The sequence below is a fragment of the Pseudomonas sp. GM25 genome (genome assembly GCF_000282255.1).
In the GTDB taxonomy this organism is placed as follows: domain Bacteria; phylum Pseudomonadota; class Gammaproteobacteria; order Pseudomonadales; family Pseudomonadaceae; genus Aquipseudomonas; species Aquipseudomonas aphyarum.
On the sequence record NZ_AKJQ01000054.1, the window covers coordinates 1 to 14,204 of the forward strand.

13 protein-coding genes and 1 tRNA gene are annotated in these 14,204 nt (G+C 62.3%); 4 read left to right on the forward strand and 10 right to left on the reverse strand.

Translation table 11 applies throughout. From position 1 onward, the window contains the following. Together desA and PMI24_RS21500 are read left to right on the forward strand one after the other, a co-directional pair. The coding region (gene desA, locus PMI24_RS21495; protein ID WP_007957610.1) for a delta-9 fatty acid desaturase DesA at positions 1 to 798 on the forward strand (798 nt) is incomplete at its 5' end. A gap of 145 nt (positions 799 to 943) precedes the next feature. After that, entirely contained in the window at positions 944 to 1,933 is a 990-nt protein-coding gene (locus PMI24_RS21500) for a GGDEF domain-containing protein (RefSeq protein WP_007957611.1), read from the forward strand. A 27-nt stretch (positions 1,934 to 1,960) separates the two neighbouring features. On the opposite strand, the gene PMI24_RS21505 is transcribed toward PMI24_RS21500, so the two are convergent. From PMI24_RS21505 to gabD, 3 genes are all read right to left on the reverse strand, one after another. After that, a complete protein-coding gene (locus tag PMI24_RS21505; protein ID WP_007957612.1) occupies positions 1,961 to 3,172 on the reverse strand; it encodes a response regulator in 1,212 nt (403 codons plus the stop codon). A gap of 141 nt (positions 3,173 to 3,313) precedes the next feature. Continuing rightward, positions 3,314 to 4,591, reverse strand: a complete 1,278-nt coding sequence (gene gabT / locus PMI24_RS21510; protein WP_007957613.1) for a 4-aminobutyrate--2-oxoglutarate transaminase — start codon at positions 4,589 to 4,591, stop codon at positions 3,314 to 3,316. Between the two features lie 186 nt (positions 4,592 to 4,777). Continuing rightward, the gene (gene gabD / locus PMI24_RS21515) at positions 4,778 to 6,220 is read right to left on the reverse strand and encodes an NADP-dependent succinate-semialdehyde dehydrogenase (protein WP_007957614.1); all 1,443 of its coding nucleotides are present in this window, start codon (positions 6,218 to 6,220) and stop codon (positions 4,778 to 4,780) included. Between the two features lie 443 nt (positions 6,221 to 6,663). Between gabD and PMI24_RS21520 the strand changes: the two genes are divergently transcribed. After that, positions 6,664 to 6,740 (forward strand) — tRNA-Arg (locus PMI24_RS21520). Between the two features lie 64 nt (positions 6,741 to 6,804). Here the strand turns inward: PMI24_RS21520 and PMI24_RS21525 are convergent. From PMI24_RS21525 to PMI24_RS21545, 5 genes are all read right to left on the reverse strand, one after another. Further along, positions 6,805 to 7,074, reverse strand: a complete 270-nt coding sequence (locus PMI24_RS21525) for a hypothetical protein (protein WP_238553853.1) — start codon at positions 7,072 to 7,074, stop codon at positions 6,805 to 6,807. 20 nt (positions 7,075 to 7,094) lie between these two features. Then, entirely contained in the window at positions 7,095 to 7,709 is a 615-nt protein-coding gene (locus PMI24_RS21530; protein ID WP_007957616.1) for a hypothetical protein, read from the reverse strand. Continuing rightward, positions 7,706 to 8,287: an RNA polymerase sigma factor gene (locus PMI24_RS21535; protein ID WP_045121846.1), complete on the reverse strand. Its 582-nt coding sequence runs from the start codon at positions 8,285 to 8,287 to the stop codon at positions 7,706 to 7,708. The genes PMI24_RS21530 and PMI24_RS21535 overlap by 4 nt, the downstream gene beginning before the upstream one ends. 29 nt (positions 8,288 to 8,316) lie before the next feature. Continuing rightward, positions 8,317 to 10,008 carry a vWA domain-containing protein gene (locus PMI24_RS21540; protein ID WP_007957636.1) on the reverse strand — a complete coding sequence of 564 codons (1,692 nt, stop codon included), beginning with the start codon at positions 10,006 to 10,008 and terminating at the stop codon, positions 8,317 to 8,319. Between the two features lie 88 nt (positions 10,009 to 10,096). After that, positions 10,097 to 10,657, reverse strand: a complete 561-nt coding sequence (locus tag PMI24_RS21545) for a YbhB/YbcL family Raf kinase inhibitor-like protein (protein ID WP_007957638.1) — start codon at positions 10,655 to 10,657, stop codon at positions 10,097 to 10,099. 139 nt (positions 10,658 to 10,796) lie between these two features. Between PMI24_RS21545 and PMI24_RS21550 the strand changes: the two genes are divergently transcribed. Beyond that, on the forward strand, positions 10,797 to 12,326 hold the full coding sequence (locus tag PMI24_RS21550; protein WP_007957640.1) for an FAD-dependent oxidoreductase: 1,530 nt from the start codon (positions 10,797 to 10,799) through the stop codon (positions 12,324 to 12,326). On the opposite strand, the gene pgaD is transcribed toward PMI24_RS21550, so the two are convergent. Both pgaD and pgaC read right to left on the reverse strand, forming a co-directional pair. Next, on the reverse strand, positions 12,319 to 12,852 hold the full coding sequence (pgaD, locus tag PMI24_RS21555) for a poly-beta-1,6-N-acetyl-D-glucosamine biosynthesis protein PgaD (RefSeq protein WP_007957642.1): 534 nt from the start codon (positions 12,850 to 12,852) through the stop codon (positions 12,319 to 12,321). The two genes, PMI24_RS21550 and pgaD, sit on opposite strands and share 8 nt — an antisense overlap. Then, positions 12,849 to 14,204 carry a poly-beta-1,6-N-acetyl-D-glucosamine synthase gene (pgaC, locus tag PMI24_RS21560; protein ID WP_007957644.1) on the reverse strand — a complete coding sequence of 452 codons (1,356 nt, stop codon included), beginning with the start codon at positions 14,202 to 14,204 and terminating at the stop codon, positions 12,849 to 12,851. The genes pgaD and pgaC overlap by 4 nt, the downstream gene beginning before the upstream one ends.

The following is a 14,204-nucleotide window of genomic DNA, read 5'->3' on the forward strand; positions in this document are numbered from 1 at the left end:
CCCAGCCGCTACCGGCTGCTGGGCGTGGCGATCATGGCCGTCGTCGACCTGCTGCTGTTCGGCACCATCGGCATCACCATCTGGGCGATCCAGATGATGTGGATCCCGGTCTGGGCCGCTGGTGTGGTCAACGGTCTCGGCCATGCCGTCGGCTACCGCAACTTCGAATGCCGCGACGCGGCGACCAATCTGGTGCCTTGGGGCATCCTGATCGGCGGCGAAGAACTGCACAACAACCATCACACCTACCCCAACTCGGCCAAGCTGTCGGTCAAGAAGTGGGAGTTCGACCTCGGCTGGGCCTGGATCCAGGTCTTCAGCTTCCTGCGTCTGGCCAAGGTTCAGCGTGTTGCCCCGATCGCCCACCGCGTCGAAGGCAAGGGCAACCTGGACATGGACACCGCCATGGCGATCCTCAACAACCGCTTCCAGATCATGGCCCAGTACCGCAAGCTGGTGATCGGGCCGCTGGTGAAGCAGGAACTGGCCAAGGTCGATCATTCGGTACGTCACCAGTTCCACCGGGCCAAACGCCTGCTGTCGCGGGAAACCAGCCTGCTGGAAGATCGCCACCACGCGCGCATCCAGAACATGCTCGAGCACAGCCAGGCGCTGAAAGTAATCTACGAGAAACGCCTGGCCCTGCAGCAGATCTGGGTCAAGACCAGCGCAAATGGCCACGACATGCTCGCCGCCATCAAGGAATGGGTACACGAGGCCGAGGCCAGTGGCATTCAGTCCCTGCGTGAATTCGCCGACCAGTTGAAAACCTACTCGCTGCGCCCTGCCGCCGTCTGATGCCGTTGATCGGTGCGCCCCATTCCCGGGCGCACCCTTCGGAACTTCACCCCCGATCCCCTATCTCAAAGACACTTCGCCACCCCCGGCGGGCTTTCCCGTGGCCGTTGTCGACTTCCCGGCACGCCCTTTGAGATTCGTGTCGATGGTCAACAACAATCAAAAAGACTCATCCCCTCCCCAGTGGCCCGAGGCCGCGCAAACCCTGATGGCATTGATGCACGCCCAGGGCGAAGTCGCCCGGCTGAGCGAACGTGAACAGCTGTTCAGCTCACTGCTGGTCAGCGTCAACGCCGTGCTTTGGGCCTTCAACTGGGAAACCCGTCAGGTGCTGTATGTCAGCCCCGCCTACGAACGGATTTTCGGCCGCTCCGCCGCCCTGCTGCTGGCCGACTACAACCAGTGGCGCGACAGCATTTACCCGGACGATCTGGAATACGCCGAACGCAGCCTCGCCGAAGTGCTGCACAAAGGCGCCGTGGAAGACCGCGAATACCGGATCATCGCCGCCGACGGCCAGGTGCGCTGGATCAGCGACAAGTGCTTCATCAACCGTCAGGACGAACCGGGGCAACCGGTGATCATCGTCGGCATCGCCGAAGACATCACCGACAAGAAGCAGATGGAAACCGAGCTGCAACGCCTGGCCACCACCGACGTGCTGACCCAGAGCAGCAATCGCCGGCACTTCTTCGAATGCGCCCACCGCGAATTCGAAGACGCCCGCCTGCAGGGTGCGCCACTGGCGTTCCTGCTGCTGGACATCGATGACTTCAAAGTGATCAACGACACCTACGGCCACCCGGAAGGCGACAACGTGCTGCAACGAATTGCCGAATGCGGTCGTGCTTCGTTACGCCGGGGAGACCTGTTCGGACGGATTGGAGGTGAGGAATTTGCTGCGGTTTTTCCAGGCTGTGCGCCGGACATGGCGATGCAGGTGGCCGAACGGCTGCAACGGGAAATCCAGCGGCTGAGCTTCAATCACGCCGATCAGACGTTCGGCATCACCGTCAGCCAGGGCCTGACCAGCCTCACCCCGGAAGACGAAAGCCTCGACACCCTGTTCGCCCGCGCGGACGCGGCGATGTACGAGGCCAAACGGCAGGGCAAGAACCGGATCATTTCCGCCTGATTCCAGACCGGATGCGCAATCAAGCCGCTATTTGCGCATCCGCATCAGCTCCGGCAAGCCGATCTTGAGCAACCGCGCCGTGCGGCTCTTCGCCAGTTCCTCAACGCCCTCATGCTCGGTCAGCCGGGCCATCTGCGCCGCCATGTTCATCACCAGCGCCTCGCGGGAATACACCCCGCCACCGAGCTGGTAGACCGAGGCAATCAGCTCGCGCAGCTCCAGCGGCAGGCGCCAGCGGGTGCGTAGCGCCGAGCCGTACGCCGCACCGAATTCCGCCAGCGCATCGCCGACTTCCTCCAGTTCATCCAGCTCGCCGCCGGCCTGCTTCCACTCTTGCAGACAACGCAGCAACGCCAGATCACCGAGGCGATGGAGCATCCCGGCGCAGTAGCAGCGCTCCTGATCCAGATCGAGCAGCCGCGCCAAGGTGCGGGCGTACTCGGCGGTGTGCAGCGACAGGCCCCAATAACGCTCGGCGTAATCCGCCAGGCATGGGTCGCTGAGTCGGGCGCTGCGTTTGAGTGCAAGGCCAAGAATCAGATTCATGCTCTGCCCGGTGCCCAAGCGATGCAGCGCCTGCGCCAGAGTCTGCACTGGCGCGCCATGATGCTGAGCGGCGCTGTTCGACGCTGCAATCAACACGGCGGTGATCTGCGGATCGGTGCGAATTTCCTCTTCCAGCAACTTCAGGTCCAGCCCGTTGGGATTGAGGCTGCGTTTCACCGCCACCTGCACATCGGTCATCAGCGGCGCGCCATCGGCCTGTTCGCGGCGACGTTCGAGAAACACAGACAGGGTCATGCCCGGCGCCAGCGCCGGTACTTCACAGAACACTTCCTCGCCGGCATTCAGCAGCAGCCCCTGCAAACGCTCGGTCAGGCTTTCCATGTTCAGGGGTTTGGCCAGATAGGCGGTGGGCGCCAGCGGCAAGGCTTCGCGCACGCTGGCGCTGTCGTTGCGGCTGCTCATCAGAATGAACGGCAGCGGCGGATTGCGTTTGCGCTGGCGGACACTGCGCAACACGCTCAAGCCATCGACGCCGGGCAACTCCCAGTCGACGATCGCCAGGTCATAGGGGACTTCGCTGAGCAGCGTCATTGCCTCCTGGCCATCGGCGCACAGGTCCAGCCGCGCGTCGCAGCGCACATTCAGCAACACTTGTTTGAGCAGGTCACGCGACCAGGGATCGGCCTCGGCAATCAGCACTCGGGGTACAGCGGGTAATTCGACGGCAGTCATGCTCGCCCTCCCTTGCAATGCTTGAACCTTAGCCAATGCTGGCGTTTCGGTACAACCTGAAAACCGCGCAAGTGTTTCTCCAGGCATGAAAAAACCCGCCGAAGCGGGTTTTTTGTCGATCCGATCACACGGTGCTACGGATTACAGCTCCGAGAAGCACTCTTCGATGATCGCCAGGCCTTTGTCCAGTTGCTCGTCCGGCGAGGTCAGCGGTACCAGGACGCGCAGAACGTTGCCGTAGGTGCCGCAGGACAGCAGGATCAGGCCCTTGTCACGCGCCTTGGCCACGACAGCCGCGACGGCGGTCGGGTTTGGCTTGTGGCTGTCGCCGTTTTCGAACAGCTCGACCGCGATCATGGCGCCCAGGGCACGGACTTCGCCGATCACCGGGTACTTGGCCTGGATGGCTTTCAGGCCGGTGACCAGACGCTCGCCGACAGCCTTGCAGCGGTCCAGCAGTTTTTCTTCCTCGAACACTTCCATCACAGCCAGGGCCGCGGCGCAAGCGATCGGGCTACCGGCGTAGGTGCCGCCCAGGCCGCCTGGAGCGATGGCGTCCATGTATTCGGCCTTGCCGCACACACCGGCCAGCGGGAAGCCGCCAGCGATGGATTTGGCGAAAGTGGTCAGGTCGGCAGCAACGCCCATCTGTTCCATGGCGAAGAACGTGCCGGTACGGCCAGCGCCGGTCTGCACTTCGTCAGCGATCAGCAGGATGCCGTGCTGGTCGCACAGGGCGCGCAGACGCTTCATGAATTCTTTCGGCGCGACGTAGAAACCACCTTCACCCTGTACAGGCTCGATAATGATCGCGGCGATGTCTTTCGGCTCGGCGTCGTTCTTGAAGATGCGCTCGATGGAAGCGATCGAGTCGTCGATGCTCACGCCGTGCAGTTCGTTCGGGTACAGCGCGCGGAAGATGCCGCCTGGCATCAGGCCCATGCCGGCCGAGTAAGGCACGACTTTACCGGTCAGGCCCAGGGTCATCATGGTGCGACCGTGGTAAGCGCCGGTGAAGGCGATCACGCCAGCGCGGCCGGTGGCGGCACGAGCGATCTTCACGGCGTTTTCAACGGCTTCGGAACCGGTGGTCACCAGCAGGGTTTTCTTGGCGAAGTCGCCCGGTACGCGAGCGTTGATTTTCTCGCACAGCTCGACGTACGGCTCGTAGGCCAGCACCTGGAAGCAGGTGTGGGTCAGCTTGTTCAGCTGCTCGGTCACGGCGGCGATGATTTTCGGGTGCACGTGGCCGGTGTTCAGTACGGCGATACCGCCGGCGAAGTCGATGAATTCACGACCTTCAACGTCGGTCACGGTCGCGTTCTTCGCGGACTCGGCGAAGATCGGGTGAATCTGGCCAACACCACGTGGAACAGCTGCGGTACGACGGGCCATCAGTTCAGCGTTAGTCTTGCTCATTACAGTCCTCATTCGCCGCTCATCGGGCGGCGTGGTTCAAGGATAAAGCGGGAGGAATCGGCGGTGGCAGCATGCGATGATCGACTGCCACGGCGTTCCCGGCCGCAGAGAAAATTCCGGTTTGAAACGACGCAAAGGGACAGCGCTCTCGTGCCCTTTGCGTTTACAGCGATCTTCTACCGAGGCTTAGATGCCCAGGCAGAGGTATTTGATTTCCAGGTAATCTTCGATGCCGTACTTGGAGCCTTCACGGCCCAGGCCCGAGGCCTTGATGCCGCCGAACGGCGCGACTTCGTTGGAGATCAGCCCGGTGTTGACGCCGACCATGCCGTATTCCAGAGCTTCCGCCACACGGAACACACGGCCCAGGTCGCGAGCGTAGAAGTACGAGGCCAGACCGAACTCGGTGTCGTTCGACATCGCGATCACGTCGGCTTCGTCTTTGAAGCGGAACAGCGGCGCCAGCGGACCGAAGGTTTCTTCCTTGGCCACAGCCGCGTCTTTCGGCACGTTGGTCAGGATGGTCGGTTCGAAGAAGTTGCCTTCCATCGGCTTGCCACCGGCCAACACGGTTGCGCCTTTGGCAACGGCGTCAGCGATGTGCTCTTGAACCTTGGCCACAGCTTTCTCGTCGATCAGCGGGCCCGTGGTGGTGCCGTCTTCGAGACCGTTGCCGATCTTCAGCTTGGCGACTGCCACTTTCAGCTTCTCGGCGAACGCGTCGTAGACCGAATCCTGAATGTACAGACGGTTGGCGCAGACGCAGGTCTGGCCGTTGTTGCGGTACTTGGAAATGATCGCGCCTTCGACGGCCTTATCCAGGTCCGCGTCGTCGAACACGATGAATGGCGCGTTGCCGCCCAGTTCCAGGGAAACTTTCTTGATGTCCTTGGCGCATTCCGACATCAGCTGACGACCGATTTCGGTCGAACCGGTGAAGGACAGTTTGCGCACGATCGGGTTGCTGGTCAGCTCGCTGCCGATGTCGCCGGCGCTGCCGGACACCACGCTGAACACGCCTTTAGGGATGCCGGCGCGCTGGGCCAGTTCGGCCAGAGCGAATGCGGAGAACGGGGTTTGCGAAGCAGGCTTGAGCACCATGGTGCAACCGGCGGCCAGCGCAGGACCTGCCTTACGGGTGATCATCGCCGCCGGGAAGTTCCACGGGGTGATGGCAGCGGTCACGCCGATCGGTTGCTTGATCACGATCAGGCGCTTGTCAGGCTGGTGGCCCGGAATCACGTCACCGTAGATGCGCTTGGCTTCTTCGGCGAACCACTCGATGAACGAAGCGGCGTAAACGATTTCGCCCTTGGCTTCGGCCAGTGGTTTGCCCTGCTCGAGGGTCATCAGGCGAGCGAGGTCGTCCTGGTTCTCGATCATCAGCTCGAACCAGCGACGCAGTTTGCCTGCACGCTCCTTGGCGGTCAGTGCACGCCAGGCCGGCAGCGCCTTGTCGGCGGCTTCGATGGCACGGCGGGTTTCGGCAGCGCCCATTTTCGGCACGGTGCCCAGAATCTCGCCGGTGGCCGGGTTGTTGACCTTGATCGTCTGACCGTTGTCCGCATCGACCCATGCGCCATCGATGAAGGCTTGCTGGCGGAACAACTGGGTGTCTTTAAGCTGCATGTCGGCTTTCCTTAACAGCACCGCGCAAGGCGCGGAGCAAAATTATGATTGTAGAAAGGCGCCTCGCAAGGCTGCCGTCAGGGAAATCATTTACCGGGCTGGCACATAAATAGCGCACGACTCAAAACGCGTGCGGCTCAGCACCTGGATAAGGAGCGTTTGAAATCTCAAACGAATCCTAGGTTCAAAGGGGTTGAAGGACAATAGGGCGTTCGAAAAAAAGAACAAAAACGCCGCTTTTGCTGAACATTTCAGATCAACGTACCAACAGCCCCGATCGCATGGAAACCATAGAACAGCCTCCCCAAAGCGCCAAGCGAGCCTTTTGCAGGACGTTACAGCTTTATGGAATGCAGGGTTTTCTTACCGACATGCATGCTGACAATCCACGCCCAAACCCGGCATGGACGCCCCGAGCCGACCTAGGTATGATGTCGCCCGCTGCACCAGTAGCTCAGCTGGATAGAGTACTGCCCTCCGAAGGCAGGGGTCGTGGGTTCGAATCCCGCCTGGTGCGCCATGAACAAAACGAAAAAGCCCCGGACTGCAAGGTCCGGGGCTTTTTTTGTCTGCTGGCTGGCGACTCACTCCGTCGTCCAGTCAAACTCGTCGTATTCATCATCGTCTTCTTCGTCCTCGATCAACTCATCATCGAGAACGTCTTCCTCCAGATCGTCTTCAGCCTGCTTGGCCAGAAGAAACTCCTTGCGACTCTCCGTCACTGCCCGCCGCAGTTCCTCACCCTTCACCGGGCAGTTGAGCATTTGGGCGATGCGGTCGATTTTTTGGGCCACGGCATCCTCCAGCGCATCGGCAACGACCCGATAGTGCGCGTTTTTGCGGGTCAATGCCAAATGGCGGATGGCTGATACGGTCAGTTCTTGCGGATTTTTTCCAGTCGCAGGTCGAGATTCACGTTCGGGTAGCGCTTGTGCAGGTTGTTGAACAGGCTGTCGGCCGCTTGCGACTGGCCGGACTCGCGCAGGCGCAGGACTTCGCGCAGTTGCTCGTCGAGACCGTTGACCGGGGCGGCGGCGCGCTTGCTGACCTTGGCTTCGTCCGCCGAGTCGGCGCTGATCGATTCGCTCTGCATCGGTGCAGCCATTTCCGCCATCGGCGCGGGAGCCATTGCGGGAGCCGGCGCGGAAAGTGCGCCGGCGGGAGCCGACAACGATCGGGCCTCCTGACGGACCACAGGCGCGGCCGATTTGGCAGCAGGGGCGAAATCGTATTGAGCCACGGGTTCCGGCGTGCGCTGCACCAGCGACAGCATCAGCGCGATGCCGACCAGACTGGCAAAAGCCACCTGGTAGCGCGGTTGCTGGCAGGCCTTGAGCCAGCGTTGCCACAGGCTCTGCCGTGGTGCCGGGGTTTCACGGCGGGCGGCGTCGAGGATCAGCGCATCGAGATGAGCCGGCGGCTCGGCGTTGTGCTGTTCGCGCACGTGCTTGAGCACTTGCTCTTCGGGTGTCGGGCGGGCGTCCGTCATGTCAGTACCTCCTCGGCCAGCAGCCGACGCAGTTTTTGCTGGGCGTAGCGCAAACGGCTCTTGACGGTTTCCAGCGGTGTTTCGGTGAGACTGGCGATTTGCGCCAGGTCGAGGTCGCCGTGGGCGCGCAGCAGGAACACTTCGCGCTGGTCGGCGGGCAAGGATTGCAGGGCGCTCTCCAGGCGCTCGCTGTCGCGGCTGAGGTTGAGCAATTGTTCGGGATCGGACGCGTCGTCGCTGACGGCGTGGGTTTGCTCGTCGTAACTGTCATGCAGGGGTTGCCGGGCGCCGTGTTTGCGCCAGTGGTCGATCAGGCGATTGCGGGCAATCTGGAACAACCACGTACGAAAGGTCGCCCGGCCTTGTGGCTGACTGGCACTGCGGATCAGGCTCAGCCAGGTCTCCTGGAAAACCTCGTCGGCCAGTTCAGTTTTGCCACTCAAACCGAGCAGAAACCGGTAAAGACTCTGGCGATGACGGGCGTACAGTATCTCGAACGCCTTGCCGTCACCCTCGCGATAACGGGCCAGCAGCGATTCGTCGCTGCTGGCCTCAAGGCTGTCTGCAGAAGCAAACAGCTGTGTGATGAAGCCTTTGAGGCGGCTCACTATTCAATCCGTCGCTCAGTGGAGATTACGTTGGAGGCGGTGGAGGTACGCAGGCTTTGCGCCAGTTCAACCAGTTGCACGAACTCGTTGCGCAGGCCGAAGCGGTCATCGCCACGGGCACCTCGGGCCAGGGCTTCGGTGTCCTTGAGGCTGAACTCGCCGGTGTAGCGGCCGTCCTTGAGTTGCTGGGAAAACGCGGCGACGGCGGCAGCAAAACGCAGGTCTTCACTGGCCGGCGCAACCTGATTGGCAATCGGCCGCTCGATCAGCAGACTTTTCCCACCCTCAGGCTTTTGATATCGCACGCGCAACATTGCCAATTCTCCTTTCTTCTCGGAAACAACCGCGTCGGTTTTTCCGTAACGCAGCGGTTCCAGCCAGCCCTTCTCGCCTGTCGGGACAATTTCATACAACGCCGTCACCGTATGGCCTGCACCGATTTCACCGGCATCGACCTTGTCATTGCTGAAATCCTCACGCTTCAACGCGCGGTTTTCGTAGCCGAGCAGCCGGTATTCGCTGACCTGCGCCGGGTTGAACTCGACCTGCAACTTGACGTCTTTCGCCACCACGGCGAGGGTCGAACCGAGTTGATCCACCAGCACCTTGCGCGCTTCGCGCAGGTTGTCGATGTAGGCGTAGTTGCCGTCACCGGCATCGGCCAGTTGTTCCATCAGGTGTTCATTGTAGTTATCCACACCGAAACCCAGGGTGGTCAGGGAAATCCCGGTCTTGCGTTTATCCACAGCCATTTGTTTCAGGCTGTCGAAGTCGCTGATGCCGACGTTGAAGTCACCGTCGGTGGCCAACAGGATGCGGTTGATGCCTTTGGGGATGAACGCCTGCTGCGCCATCTGATAAGCCAGCTCGATGCCTGAAGCGCCGGCGGTTGAGCCACCGGCGGTCAACTGCTCGATGGCTGTGCGAATTTTCGCCTTTTCCCGTCCGGAAGTCGGCTCCAGCACCACTCTGGATTCGCCGGCATACACCACCAGCGACACCCGATCCTGCTCGCGCAATTGATCGACCAACAATTTCAGGGTGCTTTTGACCAGCGGCAAGCCTTCTCGACGGTCCATCGAGCCGGACACATCCACCAGAAACACCAGGTTCGCCGGGGCCAGTTCCGCCACCGCGCGGTCGGACGCCTTGATGCCGATTCGCAGCAAGCGGGTGTGCGGGTTCCACGGTGAGGCGGCCAGTTCGGTGGTCACGCCGAAGGGCGAGCCATCGCTCGGCAACGCGTAGTTGTAGGGAAAGTAATTGACCATCTCCTCCAGCCGCACCGCGCCTTCCGGCGGCAGTCGACCCTGATTGAGCAGGCGCCGCACATTGGCGTAGGCGCCGGTGTCGACGTCGGCGCTGAAGGTCGAGACCGGAGTTTCGGCGACGCTGTGGATCGGGTTGTCGGCCAGCTTGGCGTACTGCTCGCGCTGTTCGTCGCGATAGCCTTGTGGATAACTTTCACCGGCCGGCATCGGTGCAAAACTGGCGATCGGCGCCGCCAATGCACTGCGCTTGGCCAGCGCGCTATCGACCATGACCGCTTCGGGCTGCACGGAGGATTTCAGTTCGGTCTGCGCCGGAGGCGGCGCGACGGTGGTTTCCGGGCTGGAGGAAACACCGCAACCGGCAACCACCAGCAACACACTGGCAGCAAGGGGGCGCAGAAGCGTCGAAGGAAGGGACATGGGGGCTGACCTCGGGGAAGAATTGATCCATTCATCCCCTGAGACGGGCAGCCCTGTCAGTTCGGGTTAAACCTCGCCGAAAATTTTTTCAGCGGTGATAACGCCGCACCGCACTGCTGTTGCGCAGCACGTGGCCTTTGATTTTTTCCATCAGCTGGGCGCGGGTCAGGCCGGCAGGCAAGGCGTCCGGGGCCAGATCCAGAGCGTAGATCTGGATGATGTAGTGGTGCGCGCTGTCGCCAACCGGCGGGCATGGGCCGATGTAGCTGGTGGTGCCTTTGCTGTTGGTGCCACCGACGCCTTCAAGGGCCGATTTGGCGCCGACACCGGCCGGAATCTGCCGGGTCGTGGCCTTGATCCCGTAGTGAACCCAGTGATCGACGCCCGCGCCTTTCTGGCCGTCCGGATCGTGCATGACAATGGCGTAGCTCAGGGTTCCGCTCGGGCCGGCATTCCAGCTCAGGGCCGGCGACTGGTTCTTGCCGCCGCAGCCGGCCGCATCGCTCGCCGCCGCCGAGGTGAACAGGCGGTTATCCGACACACCGGGAATGCTGAGGGTGAAACGCTCCTGGGCCTGCGCCGGAAACTGCACGCAAAGGGCGACGGCAACGGCCGCCAGCCAAGGGTTGAGAGAGGTCAATCGGGTCATTCCGGGAGCACCTTGTGCAGTTGGGCCTTCGTCGGCTTGCAAACTATAGCCGTACCGTTCGTGCCGTGGCAGTGGGAAATGGCTGAACCTCGCAATGCAGCCCAAACTCGTAAGAGAAATGCCTGTGAGGAGCACGACCATGACCCTGCACCGTGTCGCCCGTTTCGCCGATGTGCCTGAAGACCGTGGGCTGGAGGTGCAAATCGGCGACTGCAAGATCGTCCTGCTGCGCGCCGCCGGCCAGTTGCGCGCCTTTCAGGGGGAATGCCCGCACGCCGGCGCGCCGCTGGCGGAAGGCGCGTTGTGCCATGGCCGCTTGATCTGCCCGTGGCACAAGGCAGCCTTTCGCGCCGAAGATGGCGCCCTGTGCGAACCTCCGGCGCTGGACAGCCTCAAGCGCTATCCGCTGGAACTGCGCGGCGACGAAGTGTGGGTCGATGACCAGCCGCTGCCGGATCCGCACACCCCGCCGCAGGACGATCCGCGCACCTTTGTCATCGTCGGCGCCGGTGCCGGGGGAACGGCCTGCGCTGCTGCTCTGCGGGAAAAAGGCTTCGGCGGGCGGATCGTGCTGATCGACCGCGAGCCGGACGCCGGCTACGACCGCACGGTGCTGAGCAAATTCGTGCTGTCCGGGGAAATGCCGCCGGCGGAAACCCCGCCGCTGCGCGATGACGATTTTTACCGCGAACAGCACATCAACCGGGTTTCAGGCGAGGTCAGCGGGCTCGACGTCGATACCAAAACCCTTCACCTGAGCGATGGCCGCACACTGCATTACAACGCGGCGGTGCTGGCCACCGGCGCAATGCCAAACGCGCTGAAACTGCCCGGCGCCGACCTGCCCCAGGTGTTTGTCCTGCGCTCCAAAGCTCAGGCGCAATCCATCATGGACGCCGCCCGACCCGGCCAACGCGCGGTGATCATCGGTGACAGTTTCATTGCGCTCGAATGCGCTTCGGCCCTGCGCCAGCACGGTCTCGAGGTGACGGTGCTGGCGCGCCATGCGATTCCCTTCGCGGCGCAATTCGGTGAAGCCGTCGGCAAGGCGATCCGGGCACTGCACGAAGAAAACGGCGTGAAATTCATCACCGATCACGAAGCCAGGGAGATCACCGGCGACGGCAAGGTCGAGGCAGTGTTGCTCGACAACGGCCTGCGCCTGTCGGCGGATCTGGTATTGGCGGGAATCGGCGTACATCCGGCCACCGAAGCGTTCGGCGACTTGCCGCGCGAGGACGATCAATCACTGTTGGTCGATGCCAGCCTGCGCGTCACCGACAACCTGTGGGCGATTGGCGATATCGCCACCTTCCCGTTGAACGGCAAACCACAACGCATCGAACACTGGCGCCTGGCCCAGCAGCACGCGCGGATCGCCGCCGCCAACCTGCTCGGTGGCGATGAGCATTACCTCGACGTGCCGTATTTCTGGACCTGGCATTTCGGCCGCAACTACGACTATCTCGGCCACGCTGAGGCGTGGGATGCGGTCGAATTTATCGGCGAACCCGAACAGCCGCCGTTTATCGGGCTGTTCGGGAGCAAGGGCGTGGTTGTGGCAGCAGTCGCCTGCGAAGAGGAACGAGCGATGGCCCTGCTCGCCGAACGCATGAAGCAACCGCTGACGATGGAGGAAGCCTGGCGACTGATTCGCGCCGTCAGGTGATCCGGTTCAGCGGCTCGCGGTTGTCGTCGTCCTCGGCGTGCAGAAAAATCACCCGAGGATGTTCCAGTGGCGCCAGCGGTGGCGGCAGCTCTTCGGGGTGGACCGGCCACAGATGCGGCACCACGTGACTGACGTCACCGTCCTGATCGTTGTGGATGGTCATCACGCCCGGCCCGCGCAGTTTCTGAAAGCGCTCGTCGCACAGCTTGAAGCTGCGGCTCAGCCCTTCATCGTCGACCACCGGGGACGGCAGGCGACGCTGGGCGAAGCTTCGGCTCTTGCGTTGCTGATAGCGCGCCCAGCCGATCAGGATCACCGCGTTGACCAGCGCCACCCACAGATAAATCTGCAAGGTGCCGAGGGCTTCGAACGCCGAGTTGTCGATGCGCGGCCCGCCTTCGTGGGTCTCGATCAGCGGCCATAAACCGCGCGCCAGCAGATACAGCAGACCGATCCAGGCCAGCACCGTGAAGAACGCATCGACCACCACCAGAAACGGCCGTTGGCGGGTCCGGATGATTTTCATTTGATAACCTCCTCTTCGTCGTCCCCGATCGGTTTGATACCCCGGTCGGGACTGACCCAGCGCGCACGCTTCTGGTGTTGGCCGAACAGTACTTTGGGGAAACTGACCAGCGTGGTCAGCAGGCTGACGAACCAGAACGCAATCGGGTACCACACCACCCAGAACATGGTCTTGCCCAGGCCCGGCTCGTAACGCCGGTCAATGATGATGCTGACCGCGAACTGCACCAGGCAGACAAACGCCAGCAGCAACCCGGTAAACGCCGGCGGCATGAGGTGATCGACGGCAATGGCTTCCGGCATGACCACGAACTTGCCGACGCCCCAGAAGATCACCGACAACAGGAAGGTGAACGCCCAACCGGTCGACAGGCAGTATTCGAACAGCAGCGGCCACAGGTAACGGTGACGGTACTGCCAGATCCCGCGAATGTTCTTGAACAGCACCTCGGCGCCGCCTTGGGCCCAGCGCAGGCGCTGTTTCCACAGACCGCGCAGGGTTTCCGGCATCAGGATCCAGCACAGGGCACGGGGCTCGTAAAAGATGCTCCAGTGGTCCAGTTGCAGCTTCCAGCTGATGTCGATGTCTTCGGTGATCATGTCCGGGCTCCAGTAGCCGACCCGGTTCAGCGCGGTGCGACGGAACGCGACGATCACACCGGACACGGTGAAGATCCGCCCGAACACCCGCTGAGTGCGCTTGATCAGCCCGATGATCGACGAGAACTCGCCCACCTGAACCCGCCCGACCAGAGTCGAACGCGTGCGGATCCGTGGGTTGCCGGTCACCGCGCCCAGTCGTGCGTTGTCGAGCATCGGCGCCACAAGGTAAGCGGCGGTGTTCGGCGCCAGCAGCGCGTCACCGTCGATGCACACCAGATATTCGCTGCGCGCAGCGATGGCGCCCATGCGCAGGGCCACGGCCTTGCCCTGGTTTTCCGCCAGGTGCAGCACCCGCAGTCGCGGATCTTCCTTGGCCAGCGCATCCAGCACTTCGGCAGTGTTGTCCTTGGAGCCGTCGTTGATCGCGATGACTTCGATGTTCGGGTAATGCTGCGCCAGCGCCGCGTGGATGGTATCGGCGGCGTTGTCGCCCTCGTTGTAGCAAGGGATCAGGATCGAAATCAGCGGTTCGCCTTCCAGCGGTGGCGGCAGGGTGTCGTCCTTCCACGGCCAGTGCCGTTCCCAGTGCAGCCAGAAATACAGGCCACCGGAAATCCACAACCCGGACATGAACAGCGGGTAGAAGAACACGAAGTCCATCAGGAATTGCCCGGTGACCAGGAAGATCAGCCCCAGCGGGACGCCGAGGACGATCGCCAGAACAAGCAGGGCCAGCAGTCTATCCAGCAT